Annotated in this window: 17 protein-coding genes; 11 read left to right on the top strand and 6 right to left on the bottom strand. The window is 71.8% G+C overall.

Translation table 11 applies throughout. The annotated features are described in order from the left end of the window. Nucleotide 1: 1 nt before the first annotated feature. Nucleotides 2-925: a DUF4097 family beta strand repeat-containing protein gene (locus ACIBK0_RS20935; protein ID WP_399081775.1), complete on the bottom strand. Its 924-nt coding sequence runs from the start codon at nucleotides 923-925 to the stop codon at nucleotides 2-4. 162 nt (nucleotides 926-1,087) lie between these two features. Between ACIBK0_RS20935 and ACIBK0_RS20930 the strand changes: the two genes are divergently transcribed. Further along, nucleotides 1,088-1,915, top strand: a complete 828-nt coding sequence (locus ACIBK0_RS20930; protein WP_399081773.1) for a hypothetical protein — start codon at nucleotides 1,088-1,090, stop codon at nucleotides 1,913-1,915. Between the two features lie 158 nt (nucleotides 1,916-2,073). Here ACIBK0_RS20930 and ACIBK0_RS20925 read toward each other — a convergent pair whose 3' ends face one another. Next, the gene (locus ACIBK0_RS20925; RefSeq protein ID WP_005312030.1) at nucleotides 2,074-2,256 is read right to left on the bottom strand and encodes a DUF6104 family protein; all 183 of its coding nucleotides are present in this window, start codon (nucleotides 2,254-2,256) and stop codon (nucleotides 2,074-2,076) included. Nucleotides 2,257-2,408: 152 nt separating this feature from the next. On the opposite strand from ACIBK0_RS20925, the gene ACIBK0_RS20920 reads away from it, so the two are divergent. The 9 genes from ACIBK0_RS20920 (at nucleotide 2,409) to ACIBK0_RS20880 (ending at nucleotide 16,974) form a co-directional block, all read left to right on the top strand. After that, nucleotides 2,409-2,957, top strand: a complete 549-nt coding sequence (locus ACIBK0_RS20920) for a CU044_2847 family protein (RefSeq protein WP_399081770.1) — start codon at nucleotides 2,409-2,411, stop codon at nucleotides 2,955-2,957. Continuing rightward, on the top strand, nucleotides 2,954-5,068 hold the full coding sequence (locus ACIBK0_RS20915) for a trypsin-like peptidase domain-containing protein (protein WP_399081768.1): 2,115 nt from the start codon (nucleotides 2,954-2,956) through the stop codon (nucleotides 5,066-5,068). Before ACIBK0_RS20920 ends, ACIBK0_RS20915 begins: the two co-directional genes overlap by 4 nt. A gap of 187 nt (nucleotides 5,069-5,255) precedes the next feature. Continuing rightward, a complete protein-coding gene (locus tag ACIBK0_RS20910) occupies nucleotides 5,256-6,284 on the top strand; it encodes an AAA family ATPase (RefSeq protein ID WP_399081766.1) in 1,029 nt (342 codons plus the stop codon). Between the two features lie 6 nt (nucleotides 6,285-6,290). After that, nucleotides 6,291-9,665 (top strand): SAV_2336 N-terminal domain-related protein, encoded by a 3,375-nt coding sequence (locus ACIBK0_RS20905; protein WP_399081764.1) that lies wholly within the window; start codon nucleotides 6,291-6,293, stop codon nucleotides 9,663-9,665. Nucleotides 9,666-9,754: 89 nt separating this feature from the next. After that, nucleotides 9,755-9,967, top strand: coding sequence for an FxSxx-COOH cyclophane-containing RiPP peptide (gene fxsA / locus ACIBK0_RS20900; RefSeq protein ID WP_399081762.1), 213 nt, complete (start codon nucleotides 9,755-9,757; stop codon nucleotides 9,965-9,967). A 223-nt stretch (nucleotides 9,968-10,190) separates the two neighbouring features. Beyond that, a complete protein-coding gene (locus ACIBK0_RS20895) occupies nucleotides 10,191-11,384 on the top strand; it encodes an FxsB family cyclophane-forming radical SAM/SPASM peptide maturase (protein WP_399081915.1) in 1,194 nt (397 codons plus the stop codon). After that, nucleotides 11,381-13,180, top strand: coding sequence for an aKG-HExxH-type peptide beta-hydroxylase (locus ACIBK0_RS20890; RefSeq protein WP_399081760.1), 1,800 nt, complete (start codon nucleotides 11,381-11,383; stop codon nucleotides 13,178-13,180). The genes ACIBK0_RS20895 and ACIBK0_RS20890 overlap by 4 nt, the downstream gene beginning before the upstream one ends. A gap of 257 nt (nucleotides 13,181-13,437) precedes the next feature. Then, complete coding sequence (gene fxsT, locus ACIBK0_RS20885) at nucleotides 13,438-16,449, top strand: FxSxx-COOH system tetratricopeptide repeat protein (RefSeq protein WP_399081758.1); 3,012 nt, start codon at nucleotides 13,438-13,440, stop codon at nucleotides 16,447-16,449. A 336-nt stretch (nucleotides 16,450-16,785) separates the two neighbouring features. Next, a complete protein-coding gene (locus tag ACIBK0_RS20880; protein WP_399081756.1) occupies nucleotides 16,786-16,974 on the top strand; it encodes a hypothetical protein in 189 nt (62 codons plus the stop codon). Between the two features lie 92 nt (nucleotides 16,975-17,066). Here the strand turns inward: ACIBK0_RS20880 and ACIBK0_RS20875 are convergent, their stop codons facing one another. The 4 genes from ACIBK0_RS20875 to ACIBK0_RS20860 all read right to left on the bottom strand — a co-directional run bounded on the left by ACIBK0_RS20875 (nucleotide 17,067) and on the right by ACIBK0_RS20860 (nucleotide 23,872). Further along, entirely contained in the window at nucleotides 17,067-20,870 is a 3,804-nt protein-coding gene (locus ACIBK0_RS20875) for a multifunctional oxoglutarate decarboxylase/oxoglutarate dehydrogenase thiamine pyrophosphate-binding subunit/dihydrolipoyllysine-residue succinyltransferase subunit (protein WP_399081754.1), read from the bottom strand. Nucleotides 20,871-21,172: 302 nt separating this feature from the next. Beyond that, the gene (locus tag ACIBK0_RS20870; RefSeq protein WP_399081752.1) at nucleotides 21,173-22,303 is read right to left on the bottom strand and encodes an ATP-binding protein; all 1,131 of its coding nucleotides are present in this window, start codon (nucleotides 22,301-22,303) and stop codon (nucleotides 21,173-21,175) included. 40 nt (nucleotides 22,304-22,343) lie between these two features. Continuing rightward, nucleotides 22,344-23,081 (bottom strand): response regulator transcription factor, encoded by a 738-nt coding sequence (locus ACIBK0_RS20865; protein WP_054236710.1) that lies wholly within the window; start codon nucleotides 23,079-23,081, stop codon nucleotides 22,344-22,346. Nucleotides 23,082-23,194: 113 nt separating this feature from the next. After that, nucleotides 23,195-23,872 carry a spermidine synthase gene (locus tag ACIBK0_RS20860; RefSeq protein WP_399081913.1) on the bottom strand — a complete coding sequence of 226 codons (678 nt, stop codon included), beginning with the start codon at nucleotides 23,870-23,872 and terminating at the stop codon, nucleotides 23,195-23,197. A 569-nt stretch (nucleotides 23,873-24,441) separates the two neighbouring features. Here ACIBK0_RS20860 and ACIBK0_RS20855 point away from each other — a divergent pair. Beyond that, entirely contained in the window at nucleotides 24,442-25,509 is a 1,068-nt protein-coding gene (locus ACIBK0_RS20855) for a rhomboid-like protein (RefSeq protein WP_399081750.1), read from the top strand. The last annotated feature ends 178 nt before the right edge of the window (nucleotides 25,510-25,687 follow it).

Genomic DNA, 25,687 nt, shown 5'->3' with positions numbered 1-25,687 from the left:
TTCAGAGCACCTTCTTGTCGGTCGGGCCGTCGGTCGGGGTGTTTGTCGAGTCGCCGATCGGACCGTCGGCCGGGGCCGCGTCCTGGGGTGCCGGATCGTCGTCGTACGGCCCGTCCTCCGTCGGTGGCCTGCGGAGCAGTGCGATGGAGCCGGAGGCGGTCATCGCCTTCAGCCTGCCGTTGCCCGCGCCCAGCCGGCCGGTGATCTTCTTGGCTCCCCACTGTCCACTGACCCGAAGGTCCTCGAAGGCGCTGGAGACGGTGCCGCTCGCGGTGTTCGCCTCGACCTCCGCGTCCGCCGGATGCGGGAGCCGGATGGCGATCTCGCCCGAGACGTTGGTCAGCTGGACGTCGGTCGGGGTGCCCGTGGCGTCGAGGTCGACGATCATCGAGCCGCTCACCGAGTCGGCCCGCACGGAGGAGCCCGAGCCCTCGACGACGGTCAGGTCGCCGGAGACGGAGTTGAACCGGAGGTCGCCGGTGACGGCCTGGGCCTCCAGGCTTCCGGACACCGTGCCCACCCGTACGGGACCCGCGATGCGGACGAGTGTCGTGTCGCCCGTGACGCCCTTGACCTCCACGCGTGCGTCCACCCCGGAGACCACGGCGGCGGCGCCGACCACGCCGACCTCGACCCGGGTGCCGGTGGGGACGGCCAGCGAGACCACCACATGGCGGCGCCAGCCCTTGCTGTCGAGCCACTTGAGGAAGCCCTTCCAGGGCAGGTCCTCGTACGCCACGGTGAGGGTGCCGTCCTTCTGGGTCACCTGCAGCGGCGGGCCCTCGACTTCGGACACCTCGAGCCGGGCGGAACCCTCGTCGGTGCCCACGACGTTGACAGTTCCATTGACGACGCGTACATGCAGCGCCGTCACGGGGTCGTCGAAGGTGAGCTTCCTCGGCTCTGTGACGGACCACTCGGGCATGGTGCAGACCTCCTCGACCGGACCGGACCCCCGCCGAATCCGGACTCGACGCGCCATATCGCGTCTTCGTCATTCACGATATATCGCGGTTACGGAAAGTCAAGACGCCTGTTCTGGGGATCATGAGCGGGATGCGGGGGCAAAACGTCCTAAAGTGGGGCCATGTCGACTGTGCCCGGCGAGTCCTCGGCCACGGCCCCCGGCGCTCTGCTCCTGTGCCGGGCGCACCCCGAGTCCGTCAGTCCCGCCGCCCAGCTGTTGCGCGAGCGGATGCTGCTCACCGGGGCCGGTGCCGAGTGGAGCGTGCTGGTTCCCGAGGGCAAGCCCTGGCAGCACGGCGCGGAACCCGTCGACCGTGTGCTCTCCGGCTGGGCGGCGGCCCTCGCCGTCGGCGCCCCCTGGCCCGTACTGGCCCTGTGGTGGGACGCCGACCACAGCGGCTGCACTCTCGCCTCGGGCTTCCGTCGCACCGTCGGCTACGAATGGCTGGCGAACGGCACCCCGGTCGGCGAGGACGAGGCGATGCGCACCTTGGCCGCGCGGCTCGGTCTCGATCCGGTGCTGGACATGCAGTCCCTGGAGCAGTTGACGAAGCCCGACCCCGGTGCGGACGCGCGCACGCGCGTGCGAGCTCTGCTCGCCGTCCTCACGCGCGCGGGGATGGTGCTTCCGGCCGGTATCAGCCCGGGTGAACCGACCGACCGGCTCCGTGAGGTGGCCCGGATCCAGCCCGGTGCCGAGCAGATCGAGTGGTCGGGGTGGCGCGCCGCCGTCCGCGCGGAACTCGACGTGGTGGAAGGCGGCAGCCTGGGGTCCTGGTTCCGCGGCTCGAAGGCCCGTGACCTCGCCACGGCCGAGCTGGCCGCCGGGCTCCCGCTCACCGTCTGGGGCGTACGGCGCCGCAGTGCCGGCTGGATCGCCGCCGGCACGCTCCTGGTGATCCACGGCGTCCTGGGCCTGGCATACAGCCACCTGCGCGCCTACGACTGACGCCCGCGAGCACGAGACGTGAGACCCGAGGGACGAACCGACGAGCACGACGTCCCCGGAGGTGACGCCCACGCGTACGCAGGCCCGAGGGGTGACGTCCAACGCGTGCGAAGCCCCCAGAGGTGACGTCCAACGCGTGCGAAGCCCCGAAGGGTGCCCTACTCCTCGTCGTCCTCGTCGTCCAGCCGCGCCAGCCACGTCGCCAGTCGCTCCACCGGTACCTCGAAGTCCGGGTTGAGGTCGACGAACGTCCGCAGTTGCTCGGCGAGCCACTCGAAGGTGACCTCTTCCTCGCCCCGCCGCTTCTCAAGTTCCTCGATGCCACGGTCGGTGAAGTACATGGATGGTGCTCCGTCGGTGAAAGTGAAGTGGAACGCTGGGAAAAGGATAGGTGGGGTGGGCTGCGCGCGGAGGTCCTCTGTCGTGGCCGCTTCCCTGCGGCTAGCCTGCGAGGTCGGCGGTACCACGGGGGCGTGGGGGAACGGGGGATGCCATGGGTGACGCAGCGACCCGGATCGCACGGATCGAGATGCCGGACGGGACGCCGGTCTGGGCCCGGATCTCGGGGGCCGAGGAGCTGGAGGAACCGTCCGGCGGGCTGTCGTACACGGACACAGGGTTCGGCGACCGGGTGGAGGCGCAGGTCGAGAGCCTGCAGTCGGTGATCACCAGCGTCGCTCGTTCGCTGGCCGCGCCCCTGCGGGCGGTGCGGCCCGACGAGGTCAGTGTCGAGTTCGGGATCGAGCTGACGGCCAAGGCAGGCAAGGTGGTCGGCCTCCTCGCGGACGGCGAGGCCAAGGCCGGCATCACGGTGACGCTCACCTGGAACGGCGGCCCACCGGACCTCGCAGCCACCGACGAGAACGCGCGGTCCAGCACCACCGACCACACGCACCCGACCGTCACCGGCGGACACACGCAGCCGGGCCCGACCGGCCGGAACACGCAGGCGAACCCACCGGCAGACCCGCAAGCGGGCGCGTCCCCCGGCGCCCCGGCGCACGGCGGCTCCGGTGACGCCTCCGTCGGGGGCGGGGCATGACGGACGGGCACGCCCCGGGCGCACCGGGCGGCCCCGGGAACGCTCACCGTGCGCTGCGTGATCTCGTCACGGCGGCGACGGTGCGCATCCATCGCGCGGGGTCCGGGTATGCCCTGGACGAGCCCGGCACGTTCCTCGGGAGTGGCTTTTTCGTCGCTCCGAACTGGGTTCTGACCTGCGCGCATGTGGCTCGGAGCGGGGAGGGGGGCGAGGTGACCGTGGTCTATGAGACGGGGCCGGGCCGCGGTACGTCCGCCGTCGCGGGCGAGGTGGCGACGACGCTCCCGCAGCATGTCGAGGCTGTCGTGCGCGGCAGTTGGCCGGCCCCGGACCTTGCGCTCGTCCGGCTGCGCGAGTCCGTCGACCACGACTGCGCTTATGTCACCGAGCGACCGGTGGCGTACTACGAAGAGGCGAAGGTCCTGTACTCGGGATGGTCCGTGGTGGGCGGTGAGCTGCGCCGGCTGAACGGGACCTGCACGGTGCAGGGCACCCTCGGCGGCTGGTCCGAGGACGAGCAGATCCGGCTGGGCGGCGATGTGCTGCCGCCCGGCGTCTCGGGAGGGCCGGTCGTCGATCCCGTACGGGGTGAGGTCGTCGGCGTCCTGAAGTCGCAGGCGGACCGGGGGCTCGGTGGTACCTGCACGGCGGTGGAGCAATTACGGTCCCTGCCGGTGCCGGCGGGTGAGGTGCGCGGCGAGCACGAAGATCTGTACCAGGCCGTCTTCCGTGCCCACGACCGCTATCACCGCGACCGGCAGCGCCATCCCGACTACGACGGCAACACCTGGGCCGACGTGCAGGGCCAGGTCGGCGCGCGCCCCGGCCGCGCCTTCAGCCCGTTCGAGCGGACCCGGTTGCTCGGCAGGCTCGCCGATCTGCCGCCTCCAGCCAGTACCGGCGAGCTGTTCGGCATCCTTGAATCCCTGCTGGGCAGCCATGCGGCGATTCCGCACCCGGCGCCGCGCGCCTGGCGCGACGGCCTCGGGGCGCTGTACGAGAGCTCGCGCCAGGACGGCGCGTTGGAACTGGTCATCGACTATGTGGTGCGGGTCATGAGCGCCGAGCGCCCCTTCGTCGACGCCGATACCGAGAGCGCGGAGCGGGCCTTGTGGCGGTGGGCGTGGCGGGCCGCGGAGGACCTTGGCGTCAGGTACCGCCGCCAACTTGCTCAGCAGCCGGTCGAGGGCCTCCGGCCTTTGCTGAACCGTGCGGAGCATCAGGCGGAGGCACAGAGGGCGCGCGCCCTGGCGCATGTCGCCGAGGGTGCGCCCCGCCCCTACGCCCTGCTCGAACTGGAGCAGCGGGGCTGGGAACCGGACCGCTGCGACTGGCGGGTCTCCGTGGGCCGTCCGGACGGGGAGGTGGTGCGACTGGGCGAGGCCGGGCGCATTCCGCTCACCGAGCTCACCGGCAGCCTCGCGGCGCCCCTGGCGGAAGCCTTTCGGCAGTGTGACCAGCCCTGGCGGCCCGCGGTTCTCCAGGTGGCGCTGCCCCATCAGCTGCTCGGCCTGGACGTCGACGCCTGGCGGTTCGCGCCGGACGCGCCGCCGCTCGGCGCACACCGGCCGGTCGTCGTGCGCTGCGCCGACCGGGAGCAGCTGCCGGACGAGGGCGACTTCGTCGACCGGCAGATGTCCGCCGACGAGGAGCAGTACGAGCGCGCGGCCCGCTGGCGGCGGATCCACGCGTACGGCGCGAAGGCCGAAGTCCTGGACTGCGAGGACGGGCGACGGGTACCCGTACCGCCCGCGGAGTCGTTGCGCGGACTGCCCCACACCACGGTGCCGGTGCTGTGCCGTTACGGCGACCACCGCTTCGAGGACGACCCGCTCGCGCTGTTGCGGATCGTGCACGGCGGCTACAGCGTCGCGCTGTGGCGGCGCCGGCCGGACCAACCAGAGGCCGTCTGTGGGGAGTTCCACCGGCGTGTGGGCGACACCATCGCGGAAGCGGGCAGCGCCGAGCGGCTTCCCGAAGTCGTCCACGCGCTGCGGGTGGGGCTGCGCGCGGGTTTGCGGGAAACTTTTTGGGCCGACGGCATCGCCCTGTTCTACGACGATCCCAGCCGGCCTCTGCCCGGGGCCGGTGACCTGTTGGAGGCGCCATGACCGCGGCACCCGGCGCTCTGCCCTACCGGGCGCCCATGAAGTCGAACTGGGCTTTTACGGCACTGAATTGGGCCGTTACGAGCCTGTACCGGGCCCTTTCGAGGCCCCCCGAGGGTCGATACGGTGATGCACGCTCCCGCATGTTCGACGGCGGCCATGGTGGACGAGTGACGACGAGGACTGGGCAATGACCGAATCCAGCGAGTGGCTCATCTACCGAGGCGCCGGTGAACCCCACGACGGCATAGACCGCCTCCCGGCCCCACCCCCCTGGCGCGACTTCGCGAGCCGGGACGCGGCCGGGAGGAACGGTGACGGCTCCGAGGACCGCAGGCTGGGCGCACACCGGCATCTGGCCGAGCTGCACCGGCCGGGCGCCGAGGAACTCGAAATGATCAACGCGGCGCTCTATCTGCGCCGTCCCCTGCTGGTCACCGGCAGCCCGGGCGCGGGCAAGAGCACGCTCGCGCACTCGGTGGCGTACGAACTGGGGCTGGGAAATGTGCTGCGCTGGCCGATCGTCAGCCGGTCCACACTGCAGGACGGGCTGTACCACTACGACGCGATCGCCCGGCTCCAGGACGTGCAGATCGCCGCCCCGCAGGGCACCGATCCGGCCACTCCCGGGGCTCCCGGCTCCGTCGAAGGCATCGGCAGCTATATCCGGCTCGGCCCCCTCGGCACCGCGCTGCTGCCGTCCGACACCCCGCGCGTGCTGCTCATCGACGAGCTGGACAAGAGCGACATCGACCTGCCCAACGACCTGCTCAACGTGCTCGAAGAGGGCGAGTTCGCCCTTCCCGAGCTGGAGCGCGTCGCCGACCGGCTGCCCGGCGGTGAGGCCGAGGTGCTCACCGCCGACGGCACCAAGGCGCGGGTGCGCGACGGCCGGGTGCGCTGCCGCTCCTTCCCCTTCGTGGTGCTCACCAGCAACGGCGAGCGCGATTTCCCCGCCCCTCTCATGCGCCGCTGCATCCACCTGGAACTGGGGCGCCCGGACCACAAGCGGCTCGCCACCTTCGTACGCGCCCATCTCGGCGACGAGGCCGCACGGGCCGGGGACGATCTCATCACCCACTTCCTGGAGCGCTCGCGCAGCGAGCTGGTCGCGGCAGACCAGCTGTTGAACGCCATCTACCTCACCGACGCGGCCGCCCCGCCCAGTCGCGACCGGCTCGCGGACCTGCTCATCCAGCGACTCGACCGTCCGAGGTGAGGCCCGATGCCTGATGCCGCGGCGCGCCATGGTCCAGACACTCCCGGTGACCCGGGAGACGCCGTCCCGCACGGCGGCGACTTGATCGCCGAACTCATCGTTCGGATGCGGCAGATCGGACTCGACCCCGACGCCCAGCAGCTGTGCGACAGTCTCTGGCTGGCCCGCTGGGCGCGCCCGACGGATGCGCTCGAGTCGGCCGAGGGCGGCGCCCCGGCGCCCGGCTCGCTGCCCGGGGCCGGGTGCGCCCCGGTCCCGGAGCGCACGGACTTCTCCGCCACCGCTGCGGAGCCGCCCGGCGACGGCGGTGAACCGCCGCCGCAGGACGGGGGAGGGGACCGGCGTGTCGCTTTGTATCCCGTGCCGCGGGACGGCGCGCCGCAGGGGCACGGGCAGGGCCGGGTGACGGTGCTGCCGATCGGGGTGCCCGCCGCGGCCGCGTTCCCCGCCCCGCTCGAACTCCAGCGCGCGTTACGGCCGCTGCAGGGCTACCGGACCGCGGCGCCGCCCCTGCGCACGGTCCTCGACGAAACGGCGACCGCGGAACTGAGCGCCCGGGCGGGCGGTCTGGTCCTGCCGGTGTTCCGTGGGGTGACGCGGGCCGACGCGGCACTCCAGCTGGTGATGGACGCCTCCTCGTCGATGCGGGTGTGGGACCGGATGTTCGCCGAACTGGAGCAGGTCTTCGGCCAGTTGGGCGCCTTCTGGGACATCGAGGTCAGCCATCTGCACCAGGGCCCGGACGGCGAGCCCGCCGTCAGCCGCAGTCCCGAGCCCGGCGCGGCCCCGCTGCACTCCGCCGACCGGCTGAGCGATCCCACGGGCCGCCGGATCACCCTCCTCGTCAGCGACTGCGCGGGCCCGCTGTGGCACAGCGGCCACGCCCACCGGCTACTGCACCACCTGTCCCGGCTCGGTCCCGCCGCCGTGCTCCAGCCGCTGCCGCAGCGCATGTGGAACCGCACCCGACTGCCCGTGTCGTACGGCGAGTTGACGCGTGGCGAGGCGCTCGCGGGCGCGGCCACCCTGAAGGTCCGGCTGCCGACCGGCGCCCCGCCGGAGGCCCGCGCCGGTGCGCTTCCCGTGCCGGTACTGCCGCCGGAGCCCGCCGCGCTGGGCGCCTGGGCGCGGCTGCTGTCCGGGACCGGTGCGGGGCCCGTGGCCGGTGCCGTCGGCTGGGTGCGCCACGACCATCCGCCCGCGCGGGCCGCCCGCGCCGGACGCCGGCTGTCCGCGCTCGAACTGGTCAGCCGGTTCCGCTCCAACGCCTCGAAGACGGCCGGACGCCTGGCCGGCTATCTGGCGGCGGCGCCGCTCAGCCTCCCCGTGATGCAGCTCGTGCAGCGCACCATGCTGCCTGACTCCGGACCGTCCGAACTGGCCGAGGTCCTGCTCAGCGGCCTGGTGTCACGCGCCAAGGCGGAGGACTTCGGCGCGGACGGCGCCCAGTGGTACGAGTTCGCGCCCGGCGTGCAGGAGGCGCTCCTGTCGCCGCTGGGCCGCGACGAGGCCATGCTGGTGCTCAAGCACTGCTCGGAGTACATCGAGTACCGCTTCGGCAAGGGCGGCCCCAACTTCCCGGCCCTCGCGCTCGCGCAGCTCGGCGAGGGCGGCGGCGGGCGGCCGTACGCGCCGGGCGCCGGATATCCGGGCGAGAACGGCGACAACGGCGGCGCCACTTTGGTCCCGCAGCCCTTCGCCGAGGTCGCCGCGCGGGTCCTGGAGCGCTTCATGCCGCTGCCGGAGCAGTTCGCGCTGTACGGCGGCCGGGGGCGCGACGATCTGCCCGACGAGCGGCCCACCCACGCGGCGGTGATCCGGGCCCACTCCCTGGTCGGACAGTTCGACACCGACGGCATGGTGCAGGACCTCATCGACGCCGTACAGCTGCTGCGCGGTGCCACCGAGCACGAACTGCCCGCGGGCGCCGACCCGCAGCTGTGGGCCGAGTACGCCAACTGTGTGCTGCGGCTGTGGGAGGTGCAGGGCGGCGCTGAGCTGTTGCGCGAGGCGGAGGCGGCCGCCGAGCGGGCCGTCGCGCACCCGCGCGCGCTGCGTGAACGGGCCGTACTGGCACGGGTGTTGCACGCCGCCGCCATCGACCGCAGGCGCCGCGGCGACCGGCGCGGCGCACTCGATCTGCTGCAACGCGCCGACCGCGAGTACGCGGTGGCCTGCGCCGCGCCCGACCTGGACGCCGCGGAAGCCCTGCGGCTCACGCTGGAGCGGGTGCGCGCGCTGGAGGCCCAGTGGCGCCTCGGCGGCGACAGCGCGCTGCTCCAGGGCGCGGTCGGCATGCTGGAGGCGTTCGCCGACGCCTGGCCCGACCGGCGCCACCGACCGCCCGAACTGCCGCTGGCGCACGGCCGCGTCCTGCTGCGTCTGTCCGGCGCCACCGCCGACCACGAACAGGCCCGGCTGTACGCGGAACAGGGCGCGCACTCCTTGCGCGCCGCCCTGGAACCCGGCTCCGAGCCCGGGCTGCCGGCCACCGGTGAGCCGTCCCGGGTGCGCATCCTCCTGGACCTCGTCGACGCGATCCTGAAGTCGGGCGGCGTGCTGGACGACGCCCAGGCGCACGTCGACGAGGCGCTCGGCCTGACCCGCGAACAGGGCCTGCGCGCGGCGCTGTTGGTGCGCTCGGGGCGTATCAAGGTGGCGCGATACGCCGAGTCGGGCGACCCGCGCGAGCTCCAGGACGCCGCCGAACGGTTCGAGCAGGCCTCCCGGGGCGTGCCACGGGACGCACCCGCGCACGCGGACGTCCTCGCCGAATGGGGCGAAGTGCTGCTGCGCCGGGCGGTTCCCGCGGGCGGCCCCGGTACGCGCGACTCCCTGTCCCAGGCCATCCGGGTGCTGCGCGACTGCCGTACCGAAACCCCCGCGGGCAGCGCGGAGCTCGCTCACCGTCTGCTGCTGCTCGGCCGCGCCCTGATGCTGCGCTACCGGGCCCGGGGCGACCGGGTGGATCTGCGCGAGGCCGAGCACCTCTTCGGGCTCGCGGCGCTGGAGGCCGGTGAACCGCTGACGGCCGCGCGCTGCTGGCTGGAGCTCGGGCAGGCGCAGTTCGAGGCCTACCAGAGCCTGGGCAGGCCCGCCCGGCTCGACGACGCGGTCGACGCCTTCCGCGCCGCGGCCGAGTCGGCGCGTGACGCCGAGGAGGAGGCGGCGACGGACCGTCGCCGCGAGGAGGCCGTGGGGCTGGGTGCGCAGGCGCATCACTGGCGGGGTATGTCCTACGAGGCGGCGGCGCGCCCGCGTGCCGCACGCGAGGCCTACCGGGCTGCCAGGGCCGAGTGGTCCAGGCTGCCGGACGGCGCCGTCGGTACGGGTGAGCCGACGGCCCGGCAGACGGCACAGCGGCTGGCCGAGCTGGAGTGAGGGAGCGCCTGCCCGGCGGCCGCCGGGGCGGGGTGAGGGAACGCCTGCCCGGCTGGTGCCGGAGCGGAGTGAGGGAAAAGGGGGAGGACATGGGTGCACGGGACGACGCACTGGAGTGCGATGTCGCCGGGGAGCGGCTGCGGGATCTGCCGGACCCGCAGATTCTGCCGGACCTGCTGGAGCTGGACCTCGCGGACCTCAGGACGATTCAACACCCGGTACTGACCGAGGTGTTGGAGGAGCTGAGGGAGCGGGCCGGGCAGCCGAGCGAGATGCTCTGGGGGTTCAACAACGCGTTCTGAGGGGCGCTCTGAAGGTCGAGGTGAATGTAGAAACGGTCAACCTCCGTTCGTGAGGCGTCAGTTCCGGTCGACTCTGTGGTTGAACCGGACAAGTTCGATCGTGTCGCGTTTGCGTCCGGCCCCCGCCAGGGAATGCCGCCCCGTACGGGCAGGGGGCCGTGACGCGGACCGTACCGTGGGATCGCGGGCCGTAGAGCATGGGGGTGCCGGAGTGTCTGACGAGATGACCTCCGCGACCTCGATCACAGCCGTCCGGGCGCTCGAACCGCCGTTCCCCTTCCGGCAGTTCATCGTCAAGGCACACGGCCGCTGCAACCTGGCCTGCCGCTACTGCTACCTCTACGAGGGCCCCGATCACACCTGGCGCGGCCGCCCCGCCGCCGCCCCGCCCGAGGTGCTGGCCCGGACCGCGCTGCGGATCGGCGAACACGCGCGCGCCCACAGCATGACGGCGCTCTCCCTCGTCCTGCACGGCGGCGAGCCGCTGCTCGCCGGCGCGGACACACTCGCCCGCTTCACCGATCTCGTACGCGACCGGGTCCCGGACTCCTGCACCGTGCACGCCACCGTCCAGACCAACGCCACCCTGCTCACCGAGCGGCGGCTCGCCGTGCTGGCCGGGCACGGCATCCGCGTCGGCATCAGTCTCGACGGCGGCCTGCCCACGCACAACAGACTGCGCACCGACCGCGCGGGGCGCCCGTCCTGGCCCGCCGCCTCGCGCGGCGCCCGCCTGATCGCCGACCGCTTTCCCGAGGCGTACGCCGGGATCCTCACCGTCGTGGATCCCACGACGGACCCGGTCGAGCTGTACGAGTCGCTCCTCGCCCTGCGGCCACCGGCCCTGGATCTGCTGCTGCCGCACGGCAACTGGTCGGCACCGCCGCCGCGTGGGGACGGCGCCGATGCCGCGTACGGGGACTGGCTGTGTGCCGTCTTCGACCGCTGGTGGGGGGCCGGGCGACGGGAGACGCGCGTGCGGCTCTTCGAGGAGTGCCTGGCGCTGCTGTTCGGGCTGCCCGCCGCCACCGAGTCACTGGGGCTGGCCCCGTTCGACGCCGTCGTCGTGGAGACGGACGGGTCGATCGAGCAGGTCGACTCCCTGAAGTCCTGCTACGAGGGAGCGGCGGAGACCGGCCTCGACGTCTTCCGGCACAGCTTCGACGAGGCGCTGCGCCACCCCGGCGTCGCGGCCCGGCAGGCGGGCGCCGCCTCGCTCGCCGCGCGCTGCCGTGCCTGCCCGCTCCTCTCCGTCTGCGGCGGCGGCCACTACGCCCACCGCTACCGGGCCGGACACGGCTTCGCCAACCCCTCCGTCTACTGCGCCGACCTCCAGCGCTTCATCGGTCATGTGGCGGGACGGCTCGCCGGGGCCGCCGCGCCCGTCACCGCCTCTCTCGAAGGAGGCACCCCGTGATCCTGCCGGTGGTCCCGGACCGGGCCCTGATCGAACTCGGCCGCACCGAGGGTGGCCCCGAGACCCTGGGTCTGCTCGTACGCGACCAGTACACGCGCCGGTTGCTGCTGCTGCGCGCGGTGCTCGACGCGGTGGAGGCGGCCGACCCCGGGGTCTGCTCCGCCGACGCCCGGATGCGGCTGCGGGAGGACTGGAGGCTGCTGGAGGAGGCGGACCGGGTAGAGGCGCCGGTCCGGCGGGGCGGTTGGGATGCCGCCCCCGTGAGCGGTACCGGATCCTGGACCGGTGCGGGGGCTGCCGGCGCGGAGACGCGGGCGCCTGTCGATCGTCCCGGGGCCGGCCCGGCGTCCGCCGCGTACGGGCACGTGGAGACGGTGGCACCCGGGGGCGGCCCCCGTGTCGCTCCACGGCCGGGTGCGTCTCCGGACCCGGAAGGGCCGGGTGCGTACCCGGACGTGGAGGCGGCGGCGTCGAACGGCGATTCCCGCGTCGGCGGCCCGGCGCCAATGGCGTACCGAGCCGTCGGGGCGCCGGTGTCCGAGGGCGGCGCCCAGGTCGGCCCGGTGTCCAAGGCCGGGGGCGTGCGCGCCCTCGCCGGAGTCGCGCTCTCACCGGTCCGCACCCAGCTCCTGCACCCCTTCGTCGGACCGTGGGCCCGGCACTGTCTGCGCGGGCTCGGCGCGGGAGCCGGGCCGCGAACGGGGCGGGACGCGCGCGAACTCAGCCGTGATCTGGCCTACTTCGGGGCGCTCGCCGCAGTCGTCGCCGCCCGCGCGGGGGTGTCCTACGCGGTACGGCTGACCGCGCGCGACGGCGTGTTGACCCTGCCGTCCCTCGGCGCGCTGCGCGTGGCCGCGTCCGGGGACGTCCCGGTCGACGTCGTGCACCGCCGGGGGAGTCTGACGCTGCGCCGGCGTGGCGAGAAGGACATCGTCGTGCGCTTGCAGAGCGACGGCTTCGGCGCCTGGTCCGAAGCGGCCGCGTGGGCACCCGCGTACGCGCTGCCCGGTCTCCTGCCCGGCTCGGACCCCGTACCCCTGGACGACCTCGACCCGTACCGCACCGCGCGCGGCGGCCCCCAGCACCAGGAGCTCAGCGGACCGGTCGCCCTCGACGACGCCGAGCGCAAGCGCTGGCTGCAGTCGTGGTCGGGCATCGCGTCCGTGCTCCGGCTCGGTGGCGAGCACCGCGTCACGGAGGCCCTCGCCCTGCTGCGCTGTCTGGTCCCGCTGTCCGCGCCGCCCGGCTCGACGGCCGGCGGGCGGACCACCGGCAGCTGCAGCGGCACCCGGCGCGAAGCCTTCGGCGCCCTCCTCAGCAGCACCCCACCGACACCCGTGACCTTCGCGGCCATGCTGGTGCACGAACTGCAGCACACCAAACTGGCGGCACTCAGCGACATGCTGACGCTTCACCACGCAGGATCGCAGGCACGTTACTTCGCGCCCTGGCGGCCCGACCCGCGCCCGTACGACGGCCTGCTGCAGGGCGCGTACTCCCACCTCGCGCTGGCGGAGTTCTTCCAGCGCACCGCGCTCGTCACCACCCACCCCGCCCACCGGGACTCCGCGTGGGCCCAGCACGCCCGCTACCGGGAGCAGGTCGGGGCCGTACTGCCGACCCTCGTCGGATCGGGGGACCTCACCGCACAGGGGCGCCGGTTCGTGGACCAGATGATCGCGGTCTACGAACGGCTCGCCGAGCATCCAGCGCCGCGCGGACAGACGGCGCGCGCGCAGGCGTACATACGGGCGGCCCGCGCGCTGTGGACGCAGCGCCACGCGCCGGGCGAATGAGCCGGGAGCGGGGGGTGAACCAGCCGTGCGCGACGCGCACCGGACGCGTCGCACACCCGCCGAACGCGCCGCGCCACCGGCTCGATTGAGCCATCCTCGCCGAAAGCCACGGGTTCCCGGACGCGGGACGATCAGTGCGCCAAGATCGTCGCTGGACAAGGATGGAAAAGGAACCGTGAAGCAAGCGACTGGTATCCGTCAGTGCCTATCGCCGGACCTCGCAGCGGTTCTAAAATTTCGCGCGGGGAGGCCGCTGCATGTCTGGAGCTCGTACGCCGGTCGGGCCAACCGAGAGGGGGGCCGCGAAACAGACCGTCACGATCAGCTTCGCCGGTTTCAACCGGGCCTGGGCGGCCTGGATCGGGGACCGTCTGGAGCGGCGTGGCCATCGTGTCGTGTACCAGCGCTGGGATTCCCCCGCCGAAGTACCGCTCGTGGACCTGCTGCGCGACCTGATGCTCGCCCAGGGCCGGATTCTGATCATCGTCAGTGAGTGGTATTTCCAGCTGGGCCCACGCACCCACGACGAGTGGAACACCGCGCTGCGCGAGGTCGTCGCCCCCGACCCGGCCCGTTTCGCGGCCGTCTCCGTCACCACCAGCCCGGTGCCGACCGCCGCCGCCGTACTCGGTGCGGTCGAGCTCAACAACATGGGCGCCGACGAGGCCGAGCGTCGCGTCCTGGACCGTCTCGACCTGCCCGCCGACCCCCTGCCGGAGTCCGTCGAGGGCGCCCGCCGGGGCCCGCGCTTTCCTGCGGCCATGCCCGAGGTGTGGGGCGGCGTGCCCCGCCGCAACACCCGCTTCACCGGCCGTGAGCCGCTGCTGAACGACGCCTACCACCTCCTCCAGGGCGCCGAGTCGGGCGCCGGCGTGGTCACCCTGCACGGCATGTCGGGCGTGGGTAAGACACAGCTCGCGGCGGAGTATGCGTACCGCTTCGGCTCCGAGTACGACGTGGTGTGGTGGGTCAACGCCGAGAAACGGGTCACCTACCGGCGCCGACTGGCCGAACTCGCACCGCAGTTGGGGCTGTCGACCGGTGCGGAGTACGGCGAGCGGCTGCGTGCCGTGCGGGACTCGCTGCGCCGCGGCGACCCGTACGCCCGCTGGCTGCTGATCCTGGACGGCGCGGACGAGCCGGACCAGATCTACGACCTCGTCCCCAACGGTCCCGGCCATGTCCTGATCACCTCGCGCAACCCCGAGTGGAGCGAGCACAACAGCAAGTTGCTGGAGGTGCCGGTCTACGGCCGTGACGAGTCGGTCGCCTTCATCCGCCGCCGGGCGCCCCGCCTCAGTGAGCCCGAGGCCGACCAACTCGCCGAGGCGCTGGAGGACCTGCCCCTCCTGCTGGACCAGACGGCGGGCTGGCTCAACGACTCCGACCTCTCCGTCCAGGAGTACATCGCCCTCCTGGAAGGCGGCATCGATCAGGACGTCGTCAAGATCTCCGCCGACTTCCCGGTCGCCTTCCAGACCGCCTGGTCGATACTGCTGAACAAGCTCCGCGACACCGTCCCGGAGTCCGTCGACCTGCTCCGCCTGTGCACCTTCTTCGCGCCGGGCTTCATCCCCGTACGTCTCCTGAAGGAGATGCCGCACGACGAGCTGCCCGAACAGATCGCGGGCCTTCTCAACGACCCGCTGCTGTGGAACAAGGCGATCAACCAGCTCCGCCAGTACTCCGTCGTCCGTCTGGAGTCCCACGAGGCGGCCACCGACGAGGCCGTGTCCTCCGGCGAGTCCCTGTACCTCCACCGAATGGTCCACCAGATCGTCCACAAGGACATGCCGGACGCGGACCGTGGCGAGTTCATCGACGTCGTACGCCGGGCATTGGCCGCCGCCGATCCGCGCCGCCCCACCGACACCCGGCTGTGGCCCGGTTACGCGGAGATCGTCCCGCACCTGAAGTACGCGGACGTACTGAAGAGCAAGGACCCGGCGGTGCAGACGCTGGTCTTCAACTGCCTTCGGTACATGTACATTTCGGGCGAGTACCGGGCGGGCATCAAACTCGGCGAACGCGCGCTGAAGGCCTGGCGGACACTGCTCGGCGAGAACCATCCGAGGATCTGGGAGCTGACGCACCACTACGCCAACCTGCTGCGCGCGCTCGGCGACTACCAGCGCACCGAGACGATCGAGCGCGCAGCCGTCGACCATCTGCGCGAACAGCGGGGGGAGCAGGACCTGGACCACCTGCGCGCGGTCAGCGGCCTGGGCGCGGACCTGCGCGGCCTCGCCCGCTACGACGAGGCGCTGGAACTCTCCCAGCGGCTCGTGGTGATGTACCGCGACCTCCTGGGCGAACAGGACTCGCGGACCCTCGGCGCCCAGAACAACCTGGCGGTGTCGCTGCGGTTGCTCGGCCGCTACGAGGAGGCGCTGGACATCGACCGGCGGACGATGGAGGCGCGCAGGCTATTGCTGCGGGCACGCCACCCGTGGGCGCTGAGTTCCGAGTGGTCCTACGCGACGGATCTGCGCCTCCTCGGCCGTTACACCGAGGCCGAGTCGATCCAGACCAAGAACGTGCGTGAGTACCGTCTCGTCATGGGGGCCGACACACCGCGGACCCTGGAGGCCGAACACAATCTCGCCCTGTGCCACTACCGCAGCGGAGACCGCGCCGCGGCGGGCACGCTGCTCACCCGTGTGCTGGAGCGGTGTGAGCGCGTCCTGGGCGAGTCCGACCCGCAGACCCTGAGGTTCGCCGCCACCACCAGCTGTTTCCTGCGAGAGCACGGCGATATCGACCAGGCCCGGGAACTCGGCGAGTCCGTCGTCGCCCGCTACGAGGTGATGCTCGCCGAGGGACATCCCTACGTCGCCGGGGTCCGTGCCAACCACGCCTTGGTGCTGCGCAGTGTCGGCGAGCGGGACCACGCCCATGTCCTCATCGAACAGTCGCTGACCGACATGACCGAGGCGGTGGGCGAGAACCACCCCTGGACCCTGGGCTGCGCCATCAACGCCGCCGCCCTGCGCAATCTTGTCGGTGACCCCGAGGGGGCCGCCGCGCTCAGCCAGCAGACGGTCACCCGGGCCACTGAGGCACTCGGCCGCACCCACCCGCTGACCCTGTCCGCCCGCATCGCCCTCGCCGCCGACCTGCGCGGCCTGAGAGACCGTCAACAGGCCGAGAAGATCGAGCAGGAGGCCCTCTCCGACCTGGTCGCCACCCTGGGTGCCCAGCACGTCCACACCATCTCGGCCCGTTCCCGCAACCGGCCCTACTGGGACTTCGAACCTCTGTCGACCTGACCCTGAGACGCTCGCCCCGGTGCGCACAGCCCTCCGCGCGCCGGGGAATGACCAAGCTCTCCGGCGGGAGGGCCGTCCCTACGTCGTCGGCGTCCACGCCAATCGGGCCCTGATCCTGCGTGCCGTCGGCGCACGGGAAGAATCCCGCTTCTTCGCCGACCGAGCCCGTGCCGACAGGGAGCGGGCCGTGGGGTCCGGCCACTCCTGGGCGCTCGGCTGCGCCCTCGATGCCGCCGCGGCGGCTGCCCTCGCCGGTGAACGCCAGAGAGCCCCGCGACGAGCCTGGACACGGAGGCCAGGGCCGGGGCCGACGAAGTCCTCGGCCCCGCACACCCCTTGACGCTGTCGGCGCGCATCGCTCTCGCCGCCGACCTTCGGGCCACCGGCGAACGCAGGGAGGCCGAGCGGCTGGAAGAGGTCGCCCTCAATAACCTGGCGGCGACGCTCGGCGCCGATCACCCCCGCACCCGCGCCGCCCGACACCGCGAGCGCCCCTACCGGGACTTCGAACCCCGGACCACCTGACCTCCGCACACGCCGAAGGCCCGGCTCCTCGAAAGGAAACCGGGCCTCCGCCGCAGTACAGGAAACGGTCGTAATCGACCGCGCGCCGAGACCTACGCCTCGAACACCTCCCGCACCAACTGCTCCTGCTCCGCCTGGTGCCGCTTGGCGGAACCCACGGCGGGGGACGAGGAGTGCGGGCGCGAGATACGGCGCAGGCGCTCGCCGTGCGGGACGTCGGCGCCGACCGCCAGGTCGAGGTGGTCGATCAGGTTGAGGGCGATGAAGGGCCAGGCGCCCTGGTTCGCCGGCTCTTCCTGGGCCCACAGGTACTTCTCGGCGTTCGGGTACTTGTTGACCTCCGCCTGGAGCTCGGCACCCGGCAGCGGGTACAGGCGCTCGATGCGGATGATGGCCGTGTCCGTGCTGCCGCGCTTCTTCCGCTCGGCCTCGAGGTCGTAGTACAGCTTGCCGGCGCAGAAGACGACCTTGCGGACCGCCGCGGCGTCGACCGAGTCGTCGCCGATGACGGGGCGGAAGGCGCCCGTGATGAACTCCTCCGCCTTCGACGCGGCGGCCTTGAGGCGCAGCATCGACTTCGGGGTGAAGACAACCAGAGGCTTGTGGTGCGGGTTGTGCACCTGCCACCGCAGGAGGTGGAAGTAGTTCGACGGAAGCGTCGGCTGGGCGACCGTCATGTTGTTCTGCGCGCAGAGCTGGAGGAAGCGCTCGATACGGGCCGAGGAGTGGTCCGGGCCCTGGCCCTCGTAGCCGTGCGGGAGGAGCAGGGTGACGCCGGACGTCTGGCCCCACTTCTGCTCGGCGGCCGAGATGTACTCGTCCACGACCGTCTGCGCGCCGTTGACGAAGTCGCCGAACTGCGCCTCCCACATCACCAGCGCGTCGGGGCGGGCCAGCGAGTAGCCGTACTCGAAGCCCATGACCGCGTACTCGGAGAGCAGGGAGTCGTAGACGTTCAGGCGCGCCTGGTCGTCCGAGAGGTACTGGAGCGGGGTGAAGTCCTCGCCCGTGACCCGGTCGATCAGCACCGCGTGACGCTGGCCGAAGGTGCCGCGGCGGGAGTCCTGGCCGGAGAGACGGACAGGAGTGCCTTCGAGGAGCAGCGAGCCGATGGCGAGAGTCTCGCCCATGCCCCAGTCGATCGTGGCGTCCTCGATCATCGCCGCCCGGCGCTGCAGCTGCGGGAGCAGACGCGGGTGCACGGTGACGTGGTCGGGGATGTTGACCTGGGACTCGGCGATCCGCTTCACGACCTCCTGGGAGACCGCGGTGGACACGGCGACCGGGAACTGGGCCTGTGTGTCCGGGGCAGGGGCCTCGGGCGCCTGCGAGACGGCCTCGCGGACCTCGGTGAAGACCTTCTCCAGCTGGCCCTGGAAGTCCTGCAGCGCCTGCTCGGCCTCTTCGAGCGTGATGTCGCCGCGGCCGATCAGGGACTCGGTGTACAGCTTGCGCACCGAGCGCTTCTTGTCGATCAGGTCGTACATCAGCGGCTGCGTGAACGCCGGGTTGTCGGACTCGTTGTGTCCGCGGCGGCGGTAGCAGATCAGGTCGATGACGACGTCCTTGTTGAACGCCTGGCGGAACTCGAAGGCCAGACGCGCGACGCGGACGACGGCCTCGGGGTCGTCACCGTTCACGTGGAAGATCGGGGCCTCGATCATGCGGGCCACGTCGGTCGCGTACATGGAAGAACGCGAGGACTCGGGCGCCGCCGTGAAGCCGACCTGGTTGTTGATGACGATGTGGACCGTGCCGCCGGTGCGGTAGCCGCGCAGCTGCGACATGTTCAGGGTCTCGGCCACCACGCCCTGGCCCGCGAAGGCCGCGTCACCGTGCAGGGCGACCGGCAGGACCGTGAAGTCCGTGCCGCCCTTGTTGATGATGTCCTGCTTGGCGCGGACGATGCCCTCGATGACTGGGTCGACCGTCTCCAGGTGGGACGGGTTGGCGGCCAGCGAGACCTTGATCTGCTCGCCGTCCAGGCCGGTGAAGGTGCCCTGGGCGCCCAGGTGGTACTTCACGTCGCCGGAGCCGTGCATCGACTTCGGGTCGAGGTTGCCCTCGAACTCGCGGAAGATCTGCGCGTACGACTTGCCGACGATGTTCGCGAGGACGTTCAGGCGGCCGCGGTGGGCCATGCCGATGACGACCTCGTCCAGGCGCGACTCGGCGGCGGAGTCGATCACCGCGTCGAGCAGCGGGATGACGGACTCGCCGCCCTCCAGGGAGAAGCGCTTCTGGCCGACGTACTTCGTCTGCAGGAAGGTCTCGAAGGCCTCGGCCGCGTTCAGCCGGCGCAGGATGCGCAGCTGCTCCTCGCGCTCCGGCTTGGAGTGCGGGCGCTCGATGCGGTCCTGGATCCACTTGCGCTGCTTCGGGTCCTGAATGTGCATGAACTCGATGCCGGTGGTGCGGCAGTACGAGTCGCGCAGCACGCCGAGGATGTCGCGCAGCTTCATCAGGGACTTGCCGGAGAAGCCGCCGACGGCGAACTCGCGCTCCAGGTCCCACAGCGTGAGGCCGTGCTCGGTGATGTCCAGGTCGGGGTGCTTGCGCTGGCGGTACTCCAGCGGGTCGGTGTCGGCCATGACGTGGCCGCGGACCCGGTAGGAGTGGATCAGCTCGAAGACACGGGCGGCCTTGGTGACGTCGTCGTCGTGCGAGGCGTCGATGTCCTTGAGCCAGCGGACCGGCTCGTAGGGGATGCGCAGGGCCTCGAAGATCTCGTCGAAGAAGCCGTTCTCGCCGAGGAGGAGGTTCGCGACGATCCGCAGGAACTCGCCGGAGGCGGCGCCCTGGATCACTCGGTGGTCGTAGGTCGACGTGAGCGTCATGACCTTCGAGATGCCGAGCTTGTTGAGGGTGTCCTGGGAGGTGCCCTGGAACTCGGCCGGGTAGTCCATGGAGCCGACGCCCATGATGACCGACTGGCCGGGCATCAGACGCGGGACCGAGTGGACGGTGCCGAGGCCGCCGGGGTTGGTCAGGGAGACCGTGACACCGGTGAAGTCGTCCATCGTCAGCTTGCCGTCACGGGCGCGGCGGACGATGTCCTCGTAGGCCTGCCAGAACTCGAAGAAGTTCAGCGTCTCGGCCTTCTTGATGCCCGCGACGACCAGCTGACGGTCACCGTTCGGCTTCACCAGGTCGATGGCGAGGCCGAAGTTGATGTGCTCGGGCTTGACCAGGGTCGGCTTGCCGTCCTTCTCCTGGAAGGAGTGGTTCATCGACGGCATGGCCTTGATGGCCTGCACCATCGCGTACCCGATGAGGTGGGTGAAGGAGATCTTCCCGCCCCGGGCGCGCTTCAGGTGGTTGTTGATCACGATGCGGTTGTCGAAGAGCAGCTTGACCGGGACCGCGCGCACGGACGTGGCCGTGGGGACCTCGATCGAGGCGTTCATGTTCTTCGCGACCGCGGCCGCGGGGCCGCGCAGCGTGACGAACTCGGGGCCCTCCGCCGCCGGGGCGGCCTGCGGCTTCGCGGGGGCCGGAGCGGCCTTCGCGGGAGCCGGGGCGGCGGCAGCGGGCTTCGGTGCCGCGGGAGCGGCCACTGGGGCGGGCGCGGGCGCGGCAGGAGCCGCCGGAGCGGCCTGAGCCGGAGCCGGGGGCGTCACGGGCGCCGCAGGGGCTGCGGGCGCGGCCGGAGCCGCCGTGGTGGTCCCTGCGGCCCCCGCGGCCGCAGTACCCGCCGGAGCCGAGGCGGCAGCGGCGCCCGGCTTGTAATCGGCGAAGAAGTCCCACCAGGCTCGGTCTACCGAATTCGGGTCCTGGAGGTACTGCTGATAGATCTCGTCGACGAGCCACTCATTGGGACCGAACGCAGCGGCGGGGTTCTTCCCGGCTTGGTCATCGGTCGAGATGCTCGAGTTACTGGGGGACTGTGGCGACACGGCGGCAACCGCCCTCTTCCGCTTCACAAGGTGATGGACAGCGGAAATAAAGGCTACGCCCCCATGGCCGAGAAGGTCAGGTCGGGCCGGTCCAACGTCGTGCAAGTCACATCGCATCGCCTGGGAAACCGTGTTTCGGCTGTGGAAATGGCGGGAAACAAGCGTGGTTCCGGTGCTGAATGGACACGTCCGGGTACGTCGACTCCGGGTCGCGGTACGACTCACGCGGCCCCTGTGCCTGATCACACGTGTCCGCCAGTGCGGACACCGATGGATCTTGCGGCTCCGGTTCGAACTTTACGTCAACTTGGCAGAGATGGAAGTCCCGGAAGGGTGACCTGGATCCGGCAACCCCGCTGGGATTCGGCCACACCGATCCGGCCGCCGTGCAGATCGACCGCCCAGCGCGCGATGGCCAGGCCGAGCCCCGTACCGCCGTCGCTGCCAGGGCCGTGCGGCGAGGGGACCCCGCCGCGGTTGAACCGCTCGAAGACCCGGTGCCACTCCGACTTCGGAATGCCGGGCCCCTCGTCCAGGACCTCCAGGGCCAGCGACTCCGGGAGGTCGCCCCGCCTGGCCTTCACGGTCACGCGGCCGTGCGGCGGGCTGTGCTTGACCGCGTTGTCGATGAGATTCGCCATGACCTGGTGGATCCGCTCCGGGTCCGCGTGCGCGGTCAGCTCCGGCGGGGACACATCGAGGTGCAGATGGACGTCGGTGCGGGTGTGGCTGCCGGAGCCCGAGGCGATGCCCGCGCGCGCGGAGGCGACCATATTGGCCTCCTTGAGCACGCCCGACAGGTACGGCCAGACCTCGAAACGCCGCTTGCGCAGCGGTACGACGCCGTTGTCCAGCCTCGACAGGTCCAGCAGCGTCTCGACCAGCCGGCCGAGGCGCTCCGTCTGCTTCAGTGCCGTACGCATCGTCTCGGGGTCGGCGGCGGAGACGCCGTCCACGACGTTCTCCAGGACCGCGCGCAGGCCCGCGATGGGCGTGCGCAGCTCGTGCGAGACATTCGCCACGAGTTCCTTGCGCTGACGGTCCTGGGCCTCCAGCTCGTCGGCCATGAGGTTGATCGTCTCGGCCAGGTCGCCCAGCTCGTCGCGGCGGCTGTCGCTCACCCGGCGTGTGTAGTCGCCGTGCGAGATGGACCGGGCCACCGCGTTCATCTCGTCCAGCGGTGCGGTGAGCGAATGCGCCACGAACTGCGTTATCAACAGTGTGGCGATCATCGAGAAGACCGTGATGAAGCGCAGCTCGGTCTCGGTGCGCACCGCGATCATCAGCAGACCGGTGGTGATGAAGACCGAGACGACGACCAGCGTGCCGAGCTTCGTCTTGATGGAGAAGGGCCGTACGCCGCCCCAGGGACCCGCGCTCCCGCGCTCCCCGAAACCAGGCGCGTCGGTCCCGCGCTGCCCGAGCCCGCTCATCACATCAGCCCCCTCAAGAAGCTCCCGACGAAGGCCCGGCTCAGGGAGTCGGGGTCTCCAGCGCATAGCCCACGCCGTGGACCGTGCGGATCCGCTCGGCGCCGATCTTCCGGCGCAGCGCCTTGATGTGGCTGTCCACGGTCCGGGTACCGGAGGCATCCGCCCAGTCCCACACCTCGGCGAGCAGCTGTTCGCGCGAGAGTACGGCACGGGGGGTGTTCGCGAGGCACACCAGCAGGTCGAACTCGGTGGGCGTCAGATGGACGTCCTCCGAGCGCACCCGCACCCGGCGCTGCGCGTGGTCGATCTCCAGCTCGCCGAGGCGCAGGATTCCGCTGCGCGGCGTCGAGGCGGCCACGACGGCGCGCTCGACCCGCCGCAGCAGGACGTGCACGCGGGCGGCCAGCTCGCGCATCGAGAACGGCTTCGTCATGTAGTCGTCGGCGCCGACGCCGAGCCCGACCAGCATGTCGGTCTCGTCGTCGCGCGCGGTGAGCATGAGCACCGGCACCGGGCGCTGGGCCTGCACGCGGCGGCAGACCTCCAGGCCGTCGAAGCCGGGCAGCATGATGTCGAGGATCAGCAGGTCGGGCTGCCAGGCCTCGGCGGTGTCGACGGCGGCAGGGCCGTCGCCCGCGGTTTGCACCAGGAATCCCTCGGCACGCAGGCGGGCCGCGATGGCGTCGACGATCGTCGGGTCGTCCTCGACCACCAACACCCGGCGTTGAGCGCCCGGGGTCGCCGCCGTGCCGTTGTGGGAGGTGTGTGTCTGCTCCATCGCCCGCCCCTGAAGTGTGCTTTCCGGAATCCGTGGGGTGATCCCATGACTGCGCTTGACGCTTGAATGATCGGCGTCAGGGAAGCAGAGTACGGGCAGTCACCGTGCCTCGGCTATCCAGCCCTGACTGCGAGGTGCACGACGTCCGGAACGCCCCGGGCAACGGGGATCTCTTCGGTACGCACCCGCTGGAACCCGGCATTCCATAGGGATCCTTCAAATTCCGGAGAGGGCTGTGCCGACCATACGGCGAGCACCCCGCCGGGCCTCAACACCCTTGCGCAGCTTGCCAGTCCGGCCTTCGAGTACAGGCCTTCGTTGCCCTCGGTGACCGTCCAGCCGGGCCCGTTGTCGATGTCGAGACAGAGCGCGTCGTACGTGGCGGACATCTCATTGACGTAGGCGACCAGATCGTTATCGACGATTTCCGTGCGCGGGTCGGCGAGGGCCTCGGCGGAGATCGCGGAGAGCGGTCCGCGAAGGTGCCAGTCGATGACGGCCGGCTCGCGTTCGACGACCGTGATGCGCCCCCAGCGCGGATCGGCGGCGGCGTGCGCGAGCGAGAACCCGACGCCGAGACCTCCGATCAGCACACTCGGCTGCGCGCGCCCGTCCAGCGCGTCGTACGCGGCGTCCACGAGCAGCCGCTCCGAGCGGCCGTCGGAGGTGTCCATCAGGAAGCACCCGTTGGCGATGATCTGCAGCAGCGCGCCGTGTCGCCGCAGCACGACCTCGCCGTACGGGCCCTGGCGACGGTCGATGACCACAGGGGTGTCGTACGAGGCAGGCATGGCTCCCATCCTGGCAGTTTCATCAGGACGGGCAGCCGAATTGACCCTTGAGCGCGATCCCGTGCCCGTACCGGAACACCGGGTCCTCGGTGTCGTTGGGCACGTCCGGCCGGGACGCCGCCACCGCCGCCGTGGAGCGCGGCAGTTCGAACGGCAGGCGCCCCTCGGCCCCTGCCGCCCGAAGGCGACGTCGAGCAGGGCGGCGTCCGAGGCGCGTGGTCGGCGACCAGGGCGGCCGCCTTCTCGGCGATCTCCGGGAGTACAGCGGGTCGTTCGAGGTTGACGCGCACCAGCGTCGGCACCGTCTTCAGGAGCCGCAGGACCTCCTTACAGCCCGTCCTCGGGGAAGGCGAGCGAACCGGGGTGGAAGAAGGAAGGACCCGAAGACCCCGGGGCGCTTCTCGGACGGGGTGCGCAGGCGCAGCCCCGCGAGCTCGACGGGGGCGGCCTGCCGGCGGATGCCTGACACGCCTTGGAAGTTGCTGTGAATCGGCTCTCGCGTGGCGTCGGTCATAGACAGCGACGCGTGGGACACGAAGGGTGGGGTGCGACGGAAGGAGCGCCTCACCGTGGACCGGAGCACCACCGCACGTGCTGACGCCGTGCCGACCGACCCCGAGACGGGCGCGCCTCTCCTCGACGATCTTCTGGACGGGATGCCCCGTCAGCGCGGCGGCCCGGTCACCCCGCCCTCCCGCGCGGCCGCGCAGGCACCGGCTCCGGTCGCGACGCCCGGGCCGGTCACGGGGGCAGCGGTTCCGGTCGCGACACCCGGATCGGGCATGGCGGCAGCGGTTCCCGTCGCGACGCCGGCACTGGGCCCGGGGGCACCGATTCCGGTCGCGACGGCCGAGCCGGCCGCCGGGCGGGCTGCCGGCCGTGTGTCCGCCCTGGGTGCGCTCGCCGGGCGGCTCCGGGCCCTCCGCCCCTGGCGGCTGTTCCCCACTCCCCTCGGGACGCCCTTCACTTTCGGGTACGCGGCTGTCCTCGCCGTCACCTCGGTCGTCACCGAGCACGCGGACCCCACGCTCGTGCACGCGCTGCACCAGGCATCCAGCACGGACGTCGCGCACCTCGTGCAGCACCCGGTGCTGGTGCTGGTCGCGAGCGCGCTGTGGATCGTCGGCGGGATGACCTCGCCGTACGCGGTGGCGTTCCTGGTCGTCCTGACCGCGCTGGAGCGGCGGACAGGCGGGACGCGGGCGGCCGCTGTCTTCCTGCTCGGGCATGTGGTCGCCACGCTGGCCACCGAAGTGCCCGTCGGGCTCGCGGTGCTGGCCGGCCATCTGCCGGACAGCTCCCTGCACCGCCTCGACTACGGCATCAGCTTCGGCGTCGCCGCGAGCGTCGGTGCGCTCGCGGGACTGCTGTCGCCCTGGCTGCGCTGGCCGGTACTGATCGGCTTCGCCGCGATGCTCGTCGGCGATCTCCTCGCCTTCACCGACCCGATGACCGACTGGGGCCACCTGATGTCCCTGACGATCGGCATTTCGACGTGGCCGCTGGTGCGGCGCCGGCGGACGGCACGCATGCCCTCGTCGGTCAGTCCTTCCGGACCGCCGCGAGGCGTCGTGCCGGCTCCGGGATGCCGAGTCGGCGCTCCCGAGCGGCGCTCGCCCCGTGGAGCTCGTTCGTGAGCTGGTAGGGGTCGCGGCGCAGGTCGTAGTACTCGCGGAAGACCAACGCCGCGCTGTCGCCGGTGCGCGACCCGGCCGACGACCGGCGAGGCCGTAGGCGCCACCAGAGGCTTCCCCCCGGCCCCGTCTCCACCTGCCGCCGCCCGGACCGCCACCGCGCCGACCCCCGCCGCCACCA

Source organism: Streptomyces sp. NPDC050564 (assembly GCF_044457265.1).
Taxonomy (GTDB): Bacteria; Actinomycetota; Actinomycetes; order Streptomycetales; family Streptomycetaceae; genus Streptomyces.
This window is presented reverse-complemented; position numbering and strand designations above follow the sequence as displayed.